Here is a 19,735-nt window from a genome sequence, read left to right as displayed (position 1 = left end):
GGCCACCATGCATGGACGCGACACATCCCTCTCCTGGGTGAAGCAGGGGCGGCCGCCCGAGGCGGTCCTCCGCACCCGCTATCACAACGCCACCCTGACCCTCGGCCGCCTGCGGCAGGAGACGGAGGAGGAGGTCGTCCTGCAGGCCGTCCGCCATGATGCGCATCTCGCCATCATGCATCTCGGTCCCCCGCCGCGGCGCCATATCAGCAACGGGCCGGGGCCGCTGGCGGAGATCTTCCAGACGCCGGATGCCTTCAACCTCACGGATCTCAACGCAGCCCCCAGCTGCCGGATCATCGGCCGCTTCGACAGTCTTCACCTGCATATCCCCCGCGCCGCGCTGGATGACCTGGCGGATGAGGCGGATCTCCCGCAGATCCGCGCCTTGCGGACACCCCATGGCTGGAACACGCGGGACCCGATCGTGGACGGGCTGCGCCCGCTGATCCTGGCGGCGCTGGAGCGGCCGGAGGAAGCCAGCCAGTTGCTGATCGACCACCTGGTGCTGGGTCTCTGCGCCCATCTCGTGCAGCGCTATGGCGGAATGCCGGAACTCAGCCGCCTGCGCGGGGGTGGCCTGGCGCCCTGGCAGCTTCGCCTGGCGCGGGAATTGATCGCGGAGAGTATCGCGGAAGCGCCTTCGCTGGCGGAGATTGCGCGGCAGTGCCGGCTCTCGGTCGCGCATTTCTCCCGCGCCTTCAAGGCCTCCACCGGAACCACGCCGCATGGTTATCTGCAGGCCTGCCGGGTGGCGCGGGCCCGGCAGATGCTCGCCCGGCCGGAGCTTACCCTGGCGGAGATCGCGCTGGCCTGCGGCTTCGCCGACCAGAGCCATTTCACCCGGGTCTTCGCCCGGCAGGAGGGGGAGACGCCCGGCCTGTGGCGACGGCTGCAGAAGCGTGCGGCGTAGCGTGCAGCCGGGCGCAGGATCCATCCATCCATGCTGATCGGATACAATCCCGCCACGTCCGGGCCGGGTAGAGGGGCGCCCCCAATCGAAGCTGGAGCCCCCAGATGACTCAACCCCCGACTGCCCCCGTAGAGGCCGGTGTCCTGGCCCAGGATGCCGCCGAATGGTTCTCCGCCATCCCCGGTGAGCGCGTCGCCATCCGCCTGCATGCTGCGCAGGTGCAGGGGCGCTTTTCCGTGATGGAGAGCCTCGCCGAACCCGGCTGTGCCACCCCCCTGCACCTGCATGCGGAGGAGGAGACCTTCTATGTGCTGGAGGGTCGTCCGACCTTCCGTCTGGGCGAGAAGATCTTCGCCGCGGGGCCCGGCGACCTGGTGCTGATCCCGGCCGGCACCCCGCATGGCTGGATCAATGCCGCGGACCGGCCCTGCCGCATGCTCGCCACCTTCGCGCCGGGCGGCGTCGAAACCCTGTTTCCCCGCCTCGCGGGCCTGTCTCCGCAGGAAATGACGAGCCTGGCGGCCAGCTACGGCACTATCGTGCTGGGTCCGCCGATGACAAACATGGCCGAGGCTGCATGATGTCCGAACCGACCTTCCGCAAGCTGGACTGGGTGTTGCGCGGGTTAATGGTGGTGCTGTTCAGCATCGCCGGCGCGATGAAGCTGACGGCGCATCCTTTCGAACTGCACGGCTTCGCGCATTTCGGCTACCCGCTGTGGTTCATGTATGCCATCGGCGTCATCGAATTCGCGGCGGCCTTCGCCCTGCTGCATGCCCGCCTGCTGCTGCCCGCCACGGCGTTGCTCGGGGCTGTGCTGGTGGGCGCCGTGGTCAGCCATCTGCGCGTTGGCGACCCGCTGCCCATGGCGCTGCCGGCAGTGATCTCGCTGGCGATCCTGGCAGGGCTGGCGGCCCTGCATCTGTCGCGGTCCCGCCGGCGGGCCTGACCAAGGCTGGGTTTCGGCGCGTTCCGTGCTAGGTCCCCGCCATGGAGACCAAAGCCCCCACCCCGCGCGCCGTCCTCGTCGGAATCCAGACGCCAGAGGTGGATGACATCGCCCATGCCGCCAGCCTCGAGGAGCTGGGGCGGCTGGTGAAGACGCTCGGCTATGAGGTGGTGGGGGAGGTGTCCCAGCGCCGGGAAGGCACCGGCGCCGGGTCGCTGCTGGGCAGTGGCAAGCTGGCGGAACTCGCGGCCCTCACCGGCGGCACCGGCGAGATCGGCACCATGGCACCGAAGCCGACGGCCAAGGCGCGCCAGCGTTTCGAGGGTGCGGCGGAAGCGCCCGCCGGGAAGGAGGCGGAGGCCGAAGCCCCCGCGGCGAAGCCGGAATTCGTCATCGTCGATCACGAACTCTCGCCGAGCCAGATCCGCAATCTGGAACGCGCCACCGGCGCGCAGGTGCTGGACCGCACCGGCGTGATCGTCGAGATCTTCCACCGCCACGCCAATACGCGGGAGGCGAAGTTGCAGGTGGAGATGGCGCGGCTGAAATATGTCGCGCCGCGCCTGCGCGAATCCTCGGGCGGCGGCGGGCGCCAGCAGGGGCCGGGCGCGGGCGAAACCGCGCTGGACCTGGATCGCCGAAAGATCCGGGACCGTATCTCCGAGCTCAAGGACCAGCTGGAAGCGGTGCAGCGCGATTCTGACAACCGCCGTTCCGCGCGGCGGGATCAGCTGCGGGTGGCGCTGGTCGGCTACACCAATGCGGGCAAATCCTCGCTGATGCGGGCGCTGACCGGCAGCCAGGTGCTGGTGGAAGACAAGCTGTTCGCGACGCTGGACACCACCGTGCGCATTTTGCAGCCGGAGACGCGGCCGCGCATCCTGGTCTCCGACACAGTCGGCTTCATCAAGCAGCTGCCGCATGATCTGGTGGCGTCGTTCCGCTCGACGCTGGCGGAAGCGCTGGAGGCCTCGCTGCTGCTGTTCGTGGTGGATGCCTCCGACCCGACCTATGAGGCGCAGCTGGAGGTCAGCCGCAGCGTGCTGCGGGAGATCGGCGCGGATACGGTGCCCTCGCGCCTGGTGCTGAACAAGATGGACCGGGTGGATGTCGCAGGCCGTGCGGCGCTTGCCGAAAAGCACCCCGATGCCATCATGCTGTCCGCCCATGCGCCCGAAGATGTCGCGGCGCTGCGAGAGACGCTGATCGCCTTCTTCGAGGCTCAGATGGAGGAGGACGTGCTGGTCCTGCCCTATGCCAAGCAGGGGCTGATCGGCGAGGTCTATGAAAGCGCCCGCGTGCTGTCGGAGGACTACGACGAGGCAGGCCGCGTGCTGAAGATACGCGGCCTGCCCGGCGCCATTGCGAGGCTGCGACGCAGCCTCGCCTGATCGCTATCTCTTGGTCACGCCCCAGAACACCGGCACGGTGGTCGGCCGCAGCCCCTCGATATTGCTGCGATGCGCTGCGAGCGTGCGGAACTGCCCGGCATTGATATAGGGCAGCACGCGATAGGCGCGGGCATGGACGCGATGCAGGATCTCCTGCCGCTTCGCCGCGTCATTCTCCTCCCACCAGGACCGGCGCAGCGCCTCCAGCTCCGCATCGCAGGGCCAACCGGTCAGCCCGCCCTCGCAGGGGCTGGCGAGATACAGGTTGGTCAGCGGGTTCTGGCCGTCGAGCACATTCGCCACGGTGACGAACATGTTCCAGCCGCCCTGCTCGACAGGCTCACGCCGGTTGCGCCGCTGGGTGACGGTGGCCCAGTCCATGCTCGGCACGTCCATGTTCAAGCCGCCGCGCTGGAAGGCGGCGGCCATGGTCAGCGTGGCGGCGTTGTTGATCGGGCTGTCGGCGGCATTCATGAAGACGACGCGCTGGTTCGTATACCCGGCCTCCCGCAGCAGGGCGCGCGCGCGCTCCAGATTCTCGGCGCGCAGACCCTCGGCGCCGGCATCCGATTGCAGCGGCGTGTTGCAGAAGAAGTAGGCAGGGCAATAGGGCACCTGTTCGGAAGGCCGCACGCCCACGGCATTCAGCACATCCTGCTGGTTGATCAGGTGCAGCAGCGCCTGGCGCGCTTCCGGCCTGTCGAAGGGCGGCTGGGTGTGGTTGAGCCGCAGCCAGACCATGAAGCCCACCGGGTTCAGGGCGAAGGTGCGGATGTTGCGGTTGCGCTCCAGCACCGGGATCAGGTCGGGGGAGGGCTGTTCGATGAAGTCGATCTCCCCCGCCTGGAGCGCCGCCGCCGCCGTGGCGGGGTCCGGCATCGCCACCCATTCCAGCCGGTCGATGCTCACCACCTTGCCGCCGGCCAGGCCATCGGCTGGCTCCGGACGCGGACGATAGGCGGGGTTGCGCAGGTAGACGGCGCGGTTGCCGACCTGCCATTCGCGCGGCTGGAAGATGAAGGGGCCGCTGCCCGTCGCCTCCGTGATGGCGGTGCTGGCGGGCGTCGCGGCGATACGCTCCGGCATCACGAACAGCGCGCTGGCCGTGGGGCGGGCCAGGGCTTCCGTCACCAGGGCGAAGGGGCGGGACAGACGGATGGTGAAGGTCTTGTCATCCACCACCTCCATCGCGGCGGTGGAGGCCGCCAGCGCCCGGCCCACGATGTCGCGCTGCGACCAGCGACGGATGGAGGCCACGGCATCGGCCGCGCGCACTGGCGCCCCATCATGGAAGGTCAGGCCATCGCGCAGGGTGAAGCGATGGCTCAAGCCATCCGCGCTCGCCTCATGCGTCTGCACCATCTGCGGCCGCGCCACGCCCTGGCTGTCCAGCGCGAAAAGCTGGTCGTAGACCATGAAGCCATGGTTCCGCACGAAGGCGGCGGTGGAGTTCACCGGGTCCAGGCTCGCCAGGTCGTTGATCAGCACCACCCGCAGCGTGGACTGCGCCGAGACGGCGGCGGGTGAAAGGCTGAGGGCGGCCGCGGCCACAAGGCCGAGCCAGCGTTTGCGCATCATCGGGTATCATCCTGCCTAGCGAAGGGGCGGATCATCTCCGTCAACCGCTCGATACGCAATCTTCTTGCGTCATCACCGGGTTGACGGGTGGGGATCACCGCATGACAGTCGGGTCACTTAAAACGACGCGCGGAATGGGGTTGGTCGACTGCATGGGCCAGGATGTGATTTTTTCCGGCGGGCGCGTGTTTCGCGGCCTGGCGGGCGGCTTTGCCGAGGCACTCGCTGTGCGGGACGGCCTGGTTCTGGCCGTGGGCAGCCTGGCGGAGGTGACGGCGGCGGCACCCCAGGCCCGGCATGTGGCGCTGGAGGGGCGGGTGGCGATTCCCGCCTTCAATGAGGCGCATATGCATCTTCTGCCCTACGGCCTGGCGCTGGCGGGCGTGAATCTGCGGGCCGAGGAGGTGCGCAGCCTGGATGAGGTGCTGCGGCGAATCGGCGATGCGGCGAAGGCCGCGCCGAAGGGCGCCTGGGTGCTCGGCCGCGGTTACGACCATGCGGAGCTCGACATCGGCCGGCATCCGACCGCGGCGGAGCTGGATCGCGTCTCGCCCGACAATCCCGTTTTCATCGTCCGCACCTGCGGCCATATGGGCGTGGCGAACAGCGCCGCGATGCGCGCCGCCGGCGTCGGCCACAACACGCCGGACCCGGAGGGCGGTGTGGTGGAACGCAAGGGCGGCGCGCTGACCGGCCTGTTCCAGGAACGCGCCATGCGGCTGATCCGCGACGTGGTGCCGGAGCCGGATGAGGCGACGCTGGTCGATGCGATCGAACGCGCCGGCAAGCACCTCGCCTCGCTCGGCTTCGCCTCCGCCACCGACATGAATGTCGGCATGACGGCCGGCATGACAGAGGTCGCGGCGTTTCGCACCGCCGTTGCCAGCGGTCGTTCGCTGATGCGGATGTGGAACGTGCTGGCCGGCAATCCGGAAGGCATCGCCTTGCAGGCCTGGGAGGCCGGGCTGCGGCCTATGCAGGGCGACGACATGCTGCGCTGGGGCGCGGTCAAGGTGTTTGCGGATGGTTCCGCTGGCGGTCTGACGGCGGCCTTCTTCGATCCCTATCTGGAAAGCGCCGGCGGCGGCACGGGTGTCTTCACCTTCCCCGACGACAAGATCCACGCCTTGCTGAAGCTGTTCCATGAGCAGGGCTGGCAGCTCGATATCCACGCCATCGGCGATGCGGCGATCGAGCAGGTGCTGGTCGGCATGGAGATGGCGGATAGCGAGGCCCATCCCTTCCTCGGCCGCCGCCATCGCATCGAGCATTGCGGCTTCCTCAACGCGAACCAGCGCAAGCGCATGCTGGCGCGCGGCATCCTGCCGGTACCGCAGCCGGCCTTCATGTACGAGTTCGGCGACCTCTACATCCGCAACCTCGGTCGCGCGCGATCGGAGGAAGCCTATCCGATGCGGACCTGGCTGGAGGAGGGGCATCATCCGGCGGCGTCCAGCGACTGCCCTGTTTCCTCCGTCGATCCCTTCGCCAATCTTTTCACCATGCTGACTCGCAAGACCAATCGCGGCACGGTGCTCGGCCCTGACCAGACGCTGACGGCGGAACAGGCCGTCCACTGCCAGACCTGGTGCGGCGCCTATACGCAGTTTGCCGAGGATCGCCGCGGCACGCTGGAGCCCGGCATGCAGGCCGATATCGCCGTGCTGTCGCGCGACATTTTCGACTGTGATCCGGAGCTGATCCTGCGCGACACGCGCGCCGACCTGACGCTGCGCGGCGGCGAGGTGATCTTCGACCGGCATGGGGCGCTCGCACCATGCTGAGACATGCCGTCCAGCGTCTGCTGCTGGCGGTGCCGGTGATGTTTGGCGTGTTGCTGGTGGGTTTCCTGCTGATGCAGGTGGTGCCGACCGATCCGGCCGTCGTCCGCGCCGGTCCGAATGCGAGCGCCGAGGTCATCGCGCAGATCCGCACCGATCTCGGGCTGGATGAACCGCTCTACGTGCAGTTCGCGCTCTATGTCTGGCGCCTGGCGCAGGGCGATCTCGGCGTATCGATCATCAACAACGTGCCGGTTGCCGGCGAACTGGCCTCGACCATCGGGCCGACGCTGGAGTTGATGGTGGCCAGCCTGATCTGGTCCATTCCGCTCGGCATCGCCATGGGCACGGTCGGCGCCTATTGGCGCGGCTCGCTGATCGATCGCGTGGTGATGGCCTTCAGCGTCGCCGGCGTTTCTGTGCCGGTGTTCTTCCTTGGCCTGGTGCTGATCTGGTTCGTCGGCTTCCAATGGCAGTGGCTGCCCTTTACCGGGCGTGAGGGGCCGCTCTGGACCTGGCAGGGGCTGCGGGCGGTGATCCTGCCGGCGATCACGCTCGGCGGCGTATTCGTGGGGCCGGTGGCGCGGATGACGCGCACGGCGGTGCTGGATGTGCTGGGCGCGGACCATGTGCGCACGGCGCGCGCCAAGGGTCTCGCGGAGCATCTCGTTGTCACGCGGCATGCGCTGCGCAATGCGATGGTGCCGGTGGTGACGCTGATCGGGTTGCAGATTGGCTTCCTGCTCGGCGGCGCGGTGGTGACGGAGACGGTGTTCTCCTGGCCCGGCGTCGGGCGGCTGGCGGTGGGCGCCATCCTGTCCTCTGATTTTCCGATGGCGCAGGGCACCATCATCGTCCTGTCGATGGGCTTCATCCTGGTGAATCTGACGGTGGATCTTCTCTATGGCGTGCTCGATCCGCGGGTGCGCGCGGGATGAGCAGCACGACCGAAATCGTCGCCCCGGCGCGGCCGGGCACGCTGAAGATCCTGCTGCGGGAACCGGCCGCAGCCATCTCGCTGGCGGTGGTGGTGCTGGTGATCCTGGCGGCGCTGCTGGCGCCCTGGATCGCGCCCTATGATCCCTTCGACACGGACCTGATGGCGGTGATGCAGCCGCCGGATGGAAAGTATCTGCTGGGCACGGACGGGCAGGGACGGGACATGCTCTCGCGCATGCTGCACGGCCTGCGGGTGACTCTGGCGATGGGCGCGCTCAGCCTCGGCATCGGCGGCGTCATCGGCGTCGCGATGGGCTTCGCCGCCGCCTATTACCGCCGCATCGATGGGCTGTTGATGCGGCTGGCGGACATCATGCTGTCCTTCCCGGCCATCCTGTTCGGGCTGGCGATCGCCGCCATCTTCGGGCCGGGTGTCACGGCCGTGGTCATCGCGCTGGCGGTGGCCACCATCCCGCTGATGGCGCGCATCGCGCGCTCCACCGCGCTGGTCGTGCTGGGGCTGGATTACATCGAGGCGGCCCGGGCGCAGGGCATGGGCGATGCGCGGCTGATCTGGCGGCATCTGATGCCGAATTGCGCCAGCCCGATCCTGGTCTTCGCCACATTGCGCTTCGGCCAGGTGATCCTGCTGGGCTCGGCGCTTTCATTCCTGGGTCTCGGCGCGCAGCCGCCGGTGGCGGAGCTCGGCGCCATGGCGGCGCAGGGGCGCACCTTCCTGTTCTTCGCGCCGCATATCTCCGTAATTCCGGCCGTCGGCATCTTCGTTGTCGTGCTGGCCTTCAACGTGCTGGGGGATGCGCTGCGCGATGCGCTCGACCCCCGGCTGCGCATCTAGTCAGGCAGGGAGAAGAAGATGAAGTTCCTCAAAGGCGCATTCGTCGCCGCGCTGGCGATGGTGACGGCGCTGCCGGCATTCGGGCAAACGCCGCGCAACACCGTGGTATTCTTGCGCGAGATCGACGCGGACCGCTACGACCTGCACCGCTCCACCGCGCGCAGCGCGGGTGAGGTGGTGGGCATGATGACCGACACGCTGGTCACCATGGACTTCGATGGGCAGACCATCCGCCCCGGCCTGGCGGAGCGCTGGAGCGTCTCGCCGGACGGCAAGACCTATACCTTCCATCTGCGTCGCGGTGTCACCTTCTGCGACGGCAAGGAATTCACCGCGGAGGACGTGGTCTATTCCATCAACCGCTGGATCTCCCGCGAAACGCGCAGCCCCGTTGCCTGGCGCGCCGGCCCGGTGAAGGAAATCCGCGCCGTTGATGCGCATACCGTCGAATATGAGCTGAACGAGCCCTTCTCCGAACTGCTGTCGCAACTCACGCTGTTCTTCGCCGGCATCATCGACAAGGCCACGGTGGATCGCCTCGGCCAGAATTTCGGCAGCCAGGGCTTCAACGGCACCGGCCCCTATTGCTGGCAGTCCTGGACCCCGCGGAACGAACTGGTGCTGACGCGCCATCCGAATTACCGCTGGGGCCCGCCGATGTACCAGAACCAGGGCCCGGCGCATGTCGAGCGCATCGTCTGGCGCGTGGTGCCGGAACCCTCCGCACGCCTGGCCGCCATCCAGACCGGCGCCGCGGACGTCACGCAGTACATCCCGACCGTGGCCATCACCAACCTGCGCCGCGTGCCGACCGTGTCCGTGCTGACGCAGCCGAACTACTTCTGGGACTTCTACCTGGGCTTCAAGGTCGACAAGCCCGTCATGAATGACCGCGCGGTGCGCCGCGCCATCCATCAGGCGGTGGACCGGGAGGCCCTGGTGCGCGCCGTGTGGTTCGGCCACGCCCAGCCGGCGTTGAACATCGTCAACCCGAACACGCTGGACTACGATGCGCAGTCCGATGCGATGGTGCCACGCTTCGACATGGCCGCCGCGCAGCGCACGCTGGAAGAAGCCGGCTGGGTGATGGGCAGCGACGGTGTCCGCGTGAAGGACGGCCAGCGGGCCACCTTCCTGACCTACGGCATCAACACGCTGGAGAACCAGCGCCAGAGCGAGATCATCCAGCAGCAGCTCCGCCGCGTTGGCATCGAGATGCGCATCCAGCTGTTCGATGCGACCGTGGCCTGGGGCCGCATGGCGACGCAGGAATTCGATGCGCTGTTCCTGTCCTACCCGTACTTCTCCGCCGGCGACGCGCTGAGTCTCTATTGGCACAGCCGGGCACGTCCGACGCCGAACCGGATGAACTGGAACAACCCGCAGACCGACGCCTGGCTGGATGAGGCGCGCAGCGCCACCGACCCGGCCGTGCGCCGCACCGCGCTCGCCAATCTGCAGCGCCAGCTGGCGGAGGAAGCCCCCTGGCTGACCACGGCGCGTGAGAACCTGTATGTCGCGGTGTCCAGCCGCGTCACCGGTCTGCGCGCCCATGGCCTTTATGGCGCAGGCATCTACAAGGCGCTCGATATGCGCACGACGCGATAAGAAGAAGGGAAGAAACGGCATGACCACCACCGTCATCCGCAACGCCGATCTCGTCGTTGCATGGGACGCCTCGGCGAAGCAGCACATCTATCTGCCCGATGCCGATGTGGCCTTCACCGGCGGCACCCTCAGCTTCGTCGGCCGCGGCTATGACGGCCCGGCGGAGGAGGAGATCAGCGGATCGGGGCTGATGGTCATGCCGGGGCTGGTGAACATCCACTCGCACCCCTCCAGCGAGCCGATGAACAAGGGGCTGATCGACGAGATCGGTTCCCCCGGCCTGTATAACTCCTCGCTCTACGAATTCATGCCGATCTTCCGGGCGGATTCGGAGGCGGTACCTTCCTGCGTGCGCGTCGCGCTGTCGGAACTGCTGCTGTCGGGCGTCACCACGGTGGCGGACCTGTCGATGGCGCATCCGGGCTGGATGGACCTGCTGGCGGAATCCGGCATGCGGGTCTGCATCGCGCCGATGTTCAAATCCGCCAAGTGGTTCACCAAGAACGGCCATGTCGTCGAATATGAATGGGACGAGGCCGCCGGCGAAAAGGCGATGGCGGAGGCGCTGTCGCTGATCGAGCGCGCGGAGCAGCACGAAAGCGGCCGCCTGTTCGGCATGGTGGTGCCGGCGCAGATCGACACCTGCACCGACACGCTGCTGAAGGACAGTTTTGCTGAGGCCGAGAAGCGCGGCCTGTCCTGGCAGATCCACGCGGCGCAATCCGTGGTGGAGTTCCACGAGATCACGCGGCGCACCGGCAAGACGCCGATCGGCTGGCTCGATTCCATGGGTCTGCTCAGCGACCGCAGCATCATCGGCCACGGCATTTTTCTCGATGATCACCCCTCGACGAAGTGGTGGACCGACAGCGACATGGGACGCCTGGCGGAAACCGGCACCACCGTCGCCCATTGCCCGACCGTCTTCGCCCGCCGCGGCATCACGCTGAAGCATTTTGGGCGCTACAAGCGGGCCGGTGTGAATATGGGCCTCGGCACGGATACCTATCCGCACAACATGCTGGATGAGATGCGTCTCGTCGCCTATCTCGCCCGCACCCAGGCGAATGATCCGCGCAGCATGACGACGACGGAGCTGTTCGATGCAGCCACCATCGGCGGCGCCAAGGCCCTGGGGCGGGAGGATATCGGCCGCCTCGCCGCCGGTGCCCGCGCCGACTTCGTGCTGGTGGATGTGACGCATCCGATGATGCGCCCGGGCCGCGACCCGGTGCGCAGCCTGGTCTATGCGGCCGGTGATCGCGCCGTGCGCGATGTCTATGTCGATGGCAACAAGGTGGTCGCCGACGGCAAGGTCACGACCATGGATTACCACGGCGCCGCCGCGCATCTGCATGAGGCGCAGAAGCGCATCATCGAGAAGGCGCCGTCGCAGGACTGGGCGCATCGCCCGGTCGAAGTCTCCTCGCCCCCCACATTCCGGTGGTCATGAATCCTCTTCTTCAGATCGAAGGGCTGCGGACGGTGTTCCGCAGCGCCAATGGCGACATTCCCGCGGTCGATGGCGTCGATCTGACGGTGCCGCGCGGCAAGACGCTCGGCATCGTGGGCGAGTCCGGCTGCGGCAAATCCATGCTTTCGCTGTCCGTCATGCGGCTGGTGCCGCGGCCGGGGCGCATCGCGGCCGGGCGCGTGCTGCTGGAAGGCCAGAACCTGCTGGATCTGTCGGAGGCCGGCATGCGCGCCGTGCGCGGCGGCCAGGTGGCGATGATCTTCCAGGAACCGATGACCAGCCTGAATCCGGTGCACCCCATCGGGGTGCAGATCATGGAGGCGATGCGCGCCCACGACACGAAGGCAAGCAAGGCGGAGCTGCGCGACCGCGCCATCGCCGCGCTGGACCGCGTGCGCATCCCGGCCCCCGCGCGCCGCTTCGACGAATTCCCGCACCAGCTCTCGGGTGGCATGCGCCAGCGCGTGATGATCGCCATGGCGCTGGCCTGCAAACCAAAACTGCTGATCGCCGATGAGCCGACCACGGCCCTCGACGTGACGGTGCAGGCGCAGATCCTCGACCTGCTGAAGGACCTGCAGGCGGAAACCGGCATGTCCATCGTGCTCATCACCCACGACCTCGGCGTGATCGCCGAAATGGCCGATGAGGTGGCGGTGATGTATGCCGGCCGCATCGCCGAACGCGGCACCGCCGCGGAACTCTTCGCCAGCCCGCAGCACCCCTATACCCTCGGCCTGCTCGGCTCCGTGCCGCGCCTGGATGAGTCGCGGGACGAACTCCTGGCCATCGAGGGCAGCGTCCCGCCGCCCTTCGCGCTGCCCAAGGGTTGCCGCTTCGAACCACGTTGCCCCTTCGCCATCGCCGCCTGCCGCAACGCCCCCCCGCCGCTGGAGGAGGTGGCGCCCGGCCACTACGCCGCCTGCATCCGTGCGCCGGTCGAGAACAGCCTGGACATCGCCGCATGAGCGCGCTGCTGGAGGTCGAGAACCTCACCAAGCACTACCCGGTCAAGAAGGGCATCGTGCTGGCGAAACAGGTGGGCACGGTGCGCGCCGTGGATGGCGTGTCCTTCCGCATCGAGCGCGGCGAGACGCTGGCCATCGTCGGCGAATCCGGCTGTGGCAAGTCCACCACCGCCCGCCTCGTGCTGCGGCTGATCGAGCCCACGGGCGGCACCGTCCGCTTCGATGGGCTGGAAGTCTCGGGCGCCGCGCTGCGCACGCTGCGCCGCCGCGTGCAGGTGGTGTTCCAGGACCCCTATGCCAGCCTGAACCCGCGCCTGCGCGTGGCGGATACCATTGCGGAGCCGATGGAGGTGCATGGCATCGGCACCGCCGAATCCCGTGCCGCGCGGGTGAAGGAGCTGCTTGGCCTGGTGGGCCTCGCCCCATTTCACGCGCAGCGCTACCCGCATGAATTCTCCGGCGGCCAGCGCCAGCGCATCGGCATCGCCCGCGCGCTGGCGGTGCAGCCGGAACTCATCATCTGCGACGAGCCGGTCTCGGCGCTGGATGTCTCGATCCAGGCGCAGGTGGTGAACCTGTTGAAGGATCTGCAACGGCGCTTCGGCCTGTCCTACCTGTTCATCGCGCATGACCTGGCCGTGGTGCATCACATGGCCGACCGCGTGGCGGTGATGTATCTCGGCCAGATCGTCGAGACGGCGCCGAAGCGCGCCATCTTCGACGCGCCGCTGCACCCCTATACGCGGGCGCTGCTCTCGGCGATTCCGCATCCCGATCCGCGCCGGCGCGGCCTGGTGAAGCCGATCGGCGGCGATGTGCCCAGCCCGATGAACCCGCCCAGCGGCTGCCGCTTCCACACGCGCTGCCCCTTCGCGCAGGACCGCTGCAAGGCGGAAATGCCGGCGCTGCGCGACCTCGCCCCCGGCCACCGCGTCGCCTGCCACTTCGCCGAGACCCTGCCGCCGCATGTCGGTGTGGCGGAGGAAGGGATGTCCCCCGTCGCGGCGCAGCGCCTGGCGCTCTACGCGGCGGCCAAGGCACGCAAGGCTTCCCGCGCGGCTTGAATCGCCGCCTTACCTTCATCGCGCGAAAGCCTGTCTTGCGGCGCGCGGGGGACTGACGGGCCGGGCCGCCTGTCCTACCCTCGCCGCCATGAGGCGAGGGGGGAAAACGCGATGATCATGTCACTGGTGGCGCCACGGCTGATGGTGATGGGCGGCGGCGCGGTCGGCAAGCTTGGGGAGGTTCTGGGCCAGCTTGGCCTGTCTCGTCCCCTGGTGGTCACCGACCCCTTCATGCTGTCCTCCGGCCTGCTGGAACGCGCTTTGGCCCCGCTGCGCGCGGCAGGGATGGCGCCTGCGGTGTTCTCGGAAACGGTGCCGGACCCGACGGATACCGTCATTGCCGCCGGCGTCGCGGCTTTCGCGGCTGGCGACTATGACTGCTTGGTGGGCTTCGGCGGTGGCAGCCCGATGGACACCGCCAAGGCCATGGCGATCCTCGCCGCCGCGCCAGCCGGGGCCAGGATGCGGGACTTCAAGGTGCCCGCCGTGGCCAGCCGGGGCGCCGTGCCGATCATCTGCGTGCCCACCACCGCCGGCACCGGCAGCGAGGCCACGCGCTTCACCGTCATCACCGACACCGAGACGGATGAGAAGATGCTCATCGCCGGCCTCGGCGCCCTGCCGCTGGCGGCCGTGGTGGATCATGAGCTGACCTTCGGCCTGCCCGCCCGCATCACCGCCGATACCGGCATCGACAGCCTGACCCATGCGCTTGAGGCCTTCGTCTCCGCCAAGGCCAATCCGGTCTCCGACGACTATGCCCGCAGCGCCATGCGGCTGATCGCACCCAATCTGCGCCGCGTCTGGGCCGATCCAAAGGATGCCGCGGCGCGGGAGGCGATGATGCGCGGCGCGACCCTGGCCGGCCTTGCCTTCAGCAATGCCAGCGTCGCCCTGGTGCATGGCATGAGCCGCCCGATCGGCGCGCATTTCCACGTGCCGCACGGCCTGTCCAACGCCATGCTGCTGCCCGCCGTCACCGCTTTCGGGCTGGAGGCCGCGCGCGGCCGCTATGCCGAGGCGGCGCGGGTGATGGGCGTGGCCAGCGAGGCGGAGGGCGACCAGGCCGCCGCCCAGCGCCTGGTAGAGGAGTTGCGCGCGCTCAACCGCGACCTGGAGGTGCCGAGCCCGGCGAAATGGGGCATCGACGGCGCGAAGTGGGAGGGTCTGTTGCCACTCATGGCCCAGCAGGCCATTGCCTCCGGCAGTCCCGCGAACAATCCGCGCGTGCCGGATGCCGGGGAGATCGTCGCGCTGTACCGGGCCAGCTACGGGGCCTGATCCACCGGCGTCGCCGCCGCCCGCCAAGCCTGGACCCAGGCGGGTAGGGAGGCCGGCGGCAGGGGGCGGCCGACGCCAAAACCCTGCGCCATATCGCAGCCGGCCGCGGCGGCGGCGCGCCAGACATGGCTGTCCATAACCCCCTCCGCGATCACCAACATGCCATGCCGGCGCGCGTGGCGGACGATACGCTCCACCTCGCCCCGGGCGCGGCGGCAGCTCGGCATCGCGATCACCAGGCTGCGGTCCAGCTTCACCCCGGCGAAAGGCAGGGCCAGCAGCCCTCGGCGGCCGTCATCCAGGCTCAGATCATCCAGCAACACGCCGAAGCCGGCGCGCGCCAGACGCATCAGGGCGCGCCGCAGCAGCGACCGGTCGCGCACCTGGGTGCTTTCGGTCAGTTCCAGCAGTACATCATGCGGCGTGAGGCCCGATTCAGCGGTCAACCGACCAAGCCAGACCGGCAGGCTGGGCTTCAGCAGTTCGGAGAGGGGAAGATTGAAGGACAGGCGGATGCGCCGGTTCCCGCGATGCGCCGCCAGTTCGCTGATCGCGCGCTGGGCCACGGCGAAGGTCAGCTTCGGTCCAAGACCTGCCTGCTCCGCCAAGGGCACGAATTCGCTGGCGCCCAGCGCTGCCCCAGGTCGTTCCCAGCGTGCCAGCGCCTCCACCAGCATGGGGCGGCGGTCGGCCAGGCTGACCATGGGCTGGAAGCGCACGGTGATCTCGCCACGCGTCAGACCGGCGGCCAAGGCCGGCGCGTCGCAATCGGCCAGCACATCCTGGGCGCGGACTTCGGCCAACATGGCGGCCAGCCCCTTCGCCTCCGCCGGTGCCTGGCGCAGGCCGGGCGGCGACATCTGCCCGGGCCGGGTTATCACCACAACTTCCGTGCCGTTGAAGGGGTCCTGCGCCGCGCTGAACAGGGCCAGGCTGCCGGCCCCATTCTCCACCACCAGATGGCGCGGGGCCGCACCCGGACCCAGCATATGGGACAGTGCCTCAGCGGAGGTGGCGACCAGCACGGGCGGAGGCCCCGCCATCTGGCGCACGGCGTCCCGTGTCGCGGCGATAACCTGCGGATCGCTTGCCACCAGCAACACGGTGCCGGGGTCCGACAGGGCGCGGCCGGGGCGCCTCATCATCCTAAGCTCATCCTCCGTACAGAACCGGAAAGCGGTGCCGGCGCGCCCGCATTGATATCACGAATTTGTGATAAAGTAAGAATCCGGGACAAAATAAGCTGAACCACAGAAGCCGTTCCCTGGCGATCACGCGCCACGCCCTGGCGCGGATTCCATAGCCTAGCATGATGAAGGCCCGCAAACCGGCGCGAACACAGTCGCGTGTGGTCGGGAGTGTCAGGCGCGCCGCGGCAGCCAGGGCTCATCGGCCCAGCGTTGGCGAAGATCCGCATCGGCGCGGGTCAGCAGCCGGCCCCAGGCCTCTGGCCCCAGGAAGCGTGGGACCTGCCCACGCCCGCTGCATTGCTCGACGAAATCCGGGTCTCCGGCCACCGCCTCCAGCCCGCGCAGCAGGGCGGTGCGAAAGGCTTCCGGCGCGGTCGGGCTCGTCGCGAAGCCGCGGAAGGCGGCGGCGACCAGATCGACGCCCTGTTCGCGCAGCGTCGGCAGTTCCGGCAGTAGCGGGCTGCGGCGCGCTGCGGCGATGCCGATGCCGTGCAACTTGCCCTCCCGCAGCCCGGTGATGACATCGGGCAGCGCCAGCATGGAGGCGGCGACATGGCCGCCGATGGCGGCCTGCCGCGCGGCGGCGGCGGAGGGGAAGGCGAAGCGGGGCATGTCCAGCCGGCCATCCAGCCGCAGTGCCGCGATATGCGCGGCGCTGCCGGGCGGCGCGGTGCCGAGCGTGCCGCGATCGCCCAGCGCCCGCAGGGCGGCGACGTCCTGCGGCCCGGCATTGGCGCCGACCAGCACCATGCCGTCCTCGGCGAGTCCGGCCAGGGCCGCGATCTGGCCGAGCGGAAAGGGATCGCCCTGTTCCACCGCACGGGCCAGCAGAAGAGGGGAACTGACCACGCCGAAGATCCGCTGGTCCGGCTCGGCCTCGGCCAGCGCGGTTACCAGGTCCAGGCCGAAGCGCCCAGGGCGATTGCGCACGACCAGCGTCAGCCGCGGCAAGGCGCGTTCCAGGAAGGGCGCGACACCGCGCGCCCAGAGGTCCACCGGCGAGCCCGGCGGGGCGCCGACCAGCAACTCGGCCGGGTTGCGGCGCACGGCAAGCGCTGGGGTCGACAGCGCCAGCGCGCCACCCAGCCCCAGCAGACCACGGCGTCGCAGGACGAGGAGGCTCACGTCGCCTGGGCCTGGGCGGGCGTGGTGGCGGCCTCCTTCGGCCGCAGCGACTTGGCGCCGGTGTAGAGCACCAGCGGCGCGGTGATGAAGATGGAGGAGGAGGTCGACAGGACGATGCCGAACAGCATGGTCCAGGCGAATCCGGCCAGCGCGTCGCCACCGAACAGGGCCAGCGGCAGGGCCGAGAGGAACAGGGTCATCGAGGTGCCGATGGAGCGGTTCAGCGTTTCGTTGATCGACAGATCGACCACGTCCCGCAACGGCATCTGTTTGAATTTGCGCAGATTCTCCCGCATCCGGTCGAACACCACGACCTTGTCGTTCACCGAGAAGCCGACGATGGTCAGGATCGCCGCGATGGTCTGCAGGTTGAACTCGATCTGCGTGACGGCCAGGAAGCCGATGGTCTTCGTGGTGTCCAGGATCAGCGTGATGATCGCCGCGACGCCGAACTGCCATTCGAAGCGGAACCAGATGTAGATCAGCATCGCCAGCAGGCTGACGCCCAGTGCGATCATGCCGCCGCGGAACAGCTCCGACGACACACGCTCACCCACCGCCTCCACGCGCAGCACGCGGGTGCCGGGGCTGGCCTGTTCCAGGGCGCCGCGCACGGCGGCGACGGCGCGCTGGGTGCCGGCCTCGTCGCCCTGGACAGGCAGGCGGATCAGCACGGCCTCGGGCGAGCCGAACTGCTGCACGCCGACATCGCCCAGATTGAGGCTGGACGCGGCGCTGCGCAGCGTGGCGAGATCGGCCGGACCCTCGGTGCGGACCTCCATGACGATGCCGCCCTGGAAGTCGATGCCCCGGGCCATGCCGGGATAGATCGCCAGAACGAGCGAGGCGATGGACAGGAAGGCGGACATCATCAGCCCGACAACGGCACCCTTCATGAAGGGGATGCGGGTGTCGTCCGGGACGATGCGGAACAGCGGGCGAGACAGGGCACGGAACATGTCGTTTTTCCTCAGACCGCTGGCATCAAACGGGCAGCGTCTGCGGGCGGCGGCGGCGATACCAGCTCGACACCATCAGCCGCACCACCACGGTCGCGGTCCACATCTGCACCACGGTGCCCACCGCCACGGTCACGGCGAAGCCTTTGATCGGACCGCTGCCGAAGCCATAGAGGCAGCCCATGGCGATCAGATTGGTCAGGTTGCTGTCCATGATGGTGCCGGAGGCCTTGGTGAAGCCCAGTTCCAGGGCCGAGATGGGCGTTCGCCCGTTCCGCACCTCCTCCCTTATTCGTTCGTTGATGAGGATATTCGCATCCAGCGCCGTGCCGAGGGTCAGCACGATGCCGGCGATGCCGGGCAGGGTCAGGGTGGCGCCCATCACCGACAATATTCCGATCATGATGACCAGATTGGCCAACAGGGCGATATTCGCCAGCCAGCCCAGGAAGCCATAGGCTAGGCCCATATAAAGAAAGACGAAGCTGGCCCCGACGGCGAGGGAGATGATGCCGGCGCGGATCGCATCCGCCCCCAGCTCCGGCCCCACGGTCCGTTCCTCCACCACCGTCAGCGGCGCGGGCAGGGCGCCGGCGCGCAGCAGCACGGCAAGGTCGTTGGCCCCGCGCACGTCGAAACTGCCGGAGATCTGGCCGCGGCCTCCGGTGATCGGCTCCCGGATGTTGGGCGCGGTGATCACGCGGTCATCCAGCACGATGGCAAAGGGGCGGCCGACATTCTGGCGGGTGACATCGGCAAAGCGGCGGGTGCCGATGGAATCGAAGGTGAAGTTCACCACCCACTGGCCGTTCTGGTCCTGGCCGGCGCGGGCATCGGTCAGATTGGCGCCATCCACTTCAACGCGGCGGCGCACCGCATAGCGTTCCTGGAAGCGGTCGCCAGCGAGGAACATGGTCCCCGGCGGCGGTGTCGGAGCCTGCAGATTGGCCGATTCGTCCAGCAGATGGAACGTCATGCGCGCGGTCTGGCCGAGCAGCGCCTTGATCCGGGCGGGGTCTTCCACGCCGGGCAACTGCACCAGCACGCGGTTGGCGCCCTGGCGGGCGATCAGCGCCTCCGCCACGCCGGTCTCGTCGATGCGGCGGCGGACGATCTCCAGCGACTGTTCCACCGCATTGCCGGCCTTGGCGCGCAGCGCCACCTCGGTCAGCGTGGCGGAAACCTGGCCGTCGGGGGCCGTGGTCACTTCGATATCCGGCTGCTGCGCCCCGGCGCCGGCCGGCACCACGATGGCGGCATCACGCAGGATGCGGGCCATGTCGGCGGCGCGGGCAGGGTCGGAAACCCGCAGCGTCACCCGGCGCTCCGCCGGGTTGGCCGCCAGGCCGGTATAGAGAATGCGCGGATTGGCGCTGCTGGCGCCGCGCCGGGCGGTATCGACCAGCGCTTCCAGCCTCTCCCGCACCATGGCGGAGGTATCGACTTCCAGCAGCAGGTAGCTGCCGCCGCGCAGGTCGAGGCCGAGACTGATCTGGCGGGCCCAATCCGGCAGCACGCTGCGCGGCAGGACATTCGGCAGGGAGACCAGGATGCCGAGGAGGCAGACGCCGATGATGGCGAACACCTTCCAGCGGGCGAAATACATCATGGAAGCAGCCAGACCCCAATGGTGAAGGAGCGGCCCTATTACCCCATGCG

Annotated in this window: 17 protein-coding genes; 12 read left to right on the top strand and 5 right to left on the bottom strand. The window is 68.7% G+C overall.

All coding sequences use genetic code 11. The features are described 5' to 3' along the window. Positions 1 to 7 precede the first annotated feature (7 nt). From ACVFYP_RS19185 to hflX, 4 genes are all read left to right on the top strand, one after another. Positions 8 to 913 (top strand): helix-turn-helix transcriptional regulator, encoded by a 906-nt coding sequence (locus ACVFYP_RS19185; RefSeq protein WP_499201805.1) that lies wholly within the window; start codon positions 8 to 10, stop codon positions 911 to 913. A 104-nt stretch (positions 914 to 1,017) separates the two neighbouring features. Next, positions 1,018 to 1,494, top strand: a complete 477-nt coding sequence (locus tag ACVFYP_RS19180) for a cupin domain-containing protein (RefSeq protein ID WP_499201804.1) — start codon at positions 1,018 to 1,020, stop codon at positions 1,492 to 1,494. Beyond that, positions 1,494 to 1,862: a DoxX family protein gene (locus ACVFYP_RS19175; RefSeq protein ID WP_499201803.1), complete on the top strand. Its 369-nt coding sequence runs from the start codon at positions 1,494 to 1,496 to the stop codon at positions 1,860 to 1,862. Before ACVFYP_RS19180 ends, ACVFYP_RS19175 begins: the two co-directional genes overlap by 1 nt. A 41-nt stretch (positions 1,863 to 1,903) precedes the next feature. Next, a complete protein-coding gene (gene hflX, locus ACVFYP_RS19170; RefSeq protein WP_499201802.1) occupies positions 1,904 to 3,253 on the top strand; it encodes a GTPase HflX in 1,350 nt (449 codons plus the stop codon). A gap of 3 nt (positions 3,254 to 3,256) precedes the next feature. Here the strand turns inward: hflX and ACVFYP_RS19165 are convergent, their stop codons facing one another. Continuing rightward, positions 3,257 to 4,831, bottom strand: coding sequence for an ABC transporter substrate-binding protein (locus ACVFYP_RS19165; RefSeq protein WP_499201801.1), 1,575 nt, complete (start codon positions 4,829 to 4,831; stop codon positions 3,257 to 3,259). Positions 4,832 to 4,983: 152 nt separating this feature from the next. Between ACVFYP_RS19165 and ACVFYP_RS19160 the strand changes: the two genes are divergently transcribed. The 8 genes from ACVFYP_RS19160 (at position 4,984) to ACVFYP_RS19125 (ending at position 14,802) form a co-directional block, all read left to right on the top strand. Continuing rightward, a complete protein-coding gene (locus ACVFYP_RS19160) occupies positions 4,984 to 6,615 on the top strand; it encodes an amidohydrolase (RefSeq protein WP_499201800.1) in 1,632 nt (543 codons plus the stop codon). Beyond that, positions 6,609 to 7,550, top strand: a complete 942-nt coding sequence (locus tag ACVFYP_RS19155; protein ID WP_499201799.1) for an ABC transporter permease — start codon at positions 6,609 to 6,611, stop codon at positions 7,548 to 7,550. Before ACVFYP_RS19160 ends, ACVFYP_RS19155 begins: the two co-directional genes overlap by 7 nt. Next, positions 7,547 to 8,407: an ABC transporter permease gene (locus ACVFYP_RS19150; protein WP_499201798.1), complete on the top strand. Its 861-nt coding sequence runs from the start codon at positions 7,547 to 7,549 to the stop codon at positions 8,405 to 8,407. Before ACVFYP_RS19155 ends, ACVFYP_RS19150 begins: the two co-directional genes overlap by 4 nt. An 18-nt stretch (positions 8,408 to 8,425) precedes the next feature. Beyond that, positions 8,426 to 10,015, top strand: coding sequence for an ABC transporter substrate-binding protein (locus ACVFYP_RS19145; protein ID WP_499201797.1), 1,590 nt, complete (start codon positions 8,426 to 8,428; stop codon positions 10,013 to 10,015). Between the two features lie 19 nt (positions 10,016 to 10,034). Next, positions 10,035 to 11,468 carry an amidohydrolase family protein gene (locus tag ACVFYP_RS19140; protein ID WP_499201796.1) on the top strand — a complete coding sequence of 478 codons (1,434 nt, stop codon included), beginning with the start codon at positions 10,035 to 10,037 and terminating at the stop codon, positions 11,466 to 11,468. Beyond that, entirely contained in the window at positions 11,465 to 12,457 is a 993-nt protein-coding gene (locus tag ACVFYP_RS19135; RefSeq protein WP_499201795.1) for an ABC transporter ATP-binding protein, read from the top strand. The genes ACVFYP_RS19140 and ACVFYP_RS19135 overlap by 4 nt, the downstream gene beginning before the upstream one ends. Continuing rightward, a complete protein-coding gene (locus tag ACVFYP_RS19130) occupies positions 12,454 to 13,521 on the top strand; it encodes an ABC transporter ATP-binding protein (RefSeq protein ID WP_499201794.1) in 1,068 nt (355 codons plus the stop codon). The genes ACVFYP_RS19135 and ACVFYP_RS19130 overlap by 4 nt, the downstream gene beginning before the upstream one ends. 111 nt (positions 13,522 to 13,632) lie before the next feature. Further along, positions 13,633 to 14,802: an iron-containing alcohol dehydrogenase gene (locus tag ACVFYP_RS19125; protein ID WP_499201793.1), complete on the top strand. Its 1,170-nt coding sequence runs from the start codon at positions 13,633 to 13,635 to the stop codon at positions 14,800 to 14,802. Here the strand turns inward: ACVFYP_RS19125 and ACVFYP_RS19120 are convergent. From ACVFYP_RS19120 to secD, 4 genes are all read right to left on the bottom strand, one after another. Then, complete coding sequence (locus ACVFYP_RS19120; RefSeq protein ID WP_499201792.1) at positions 14,790 to 15,947, bottom strand: EAL domain-containing protein; 1,158 nt, start codon at positions 15,945 to 15,947, stop codon at positions 14,790 to 14,792. The two genes, ACVFYP_RS19125 and ACVFYP_RS19120, sit on opposite strands and share 13 nt — an antisense overlap. A 216-nt stretch (positions 15,948 to 16,163) precedes the next feature. Next, positions 16,164 to 17,117: a tripartite tricarboxylate transporter substrate-binding protein gene (locus tag ACVFYP_RS19115; protein WP_499201791.1), complete on the bottom strand. Its 954-nt coding sequence runs from the start codon at positions 17,115 to 17,117 to the stop codon at positions 16,164 to 16,166. After that, positions 17,114 to 18,076 carry a protein translocase subunit SecF gene (gene secF / locus ACVFYP_RS19110; RefSeq protein WP_499201790.1) on the bottom strand — a complete coding sequence of 321 codons (963 nt, stop codon included), beginning with the start codon at positions 18,074 to 18,076 and terminating at the stop codon, positions 17,114 to 17,116. Before secF ends, ACVFYP_RS19115 begins: the two co-directional genes overlap by 4 nt. 25 nt (positions 18,077 to 18,101) lie before the next feature. Continuing rightward, positions 18,102 to 19,685: a protein translocase subunit SecD gene (secD, locus tag ACVFYP_RS19105; RefSeq protein WP_499201789.1), complete on the bottom strand. Its 1,584-nt coding sequence runs from the start codon at positions 19,683 to 19,685 to the stop codon at positions 18,102 to 18,104. Positions 19,686 to 19,735 lie beyond the last annotated feature (50 nt).

The organism is Roseomonas sp. F4 (assembly GCF_053891155.1).
This window is presented reverse-complemented; position numbering and strand designations above follow the sequence as displayed.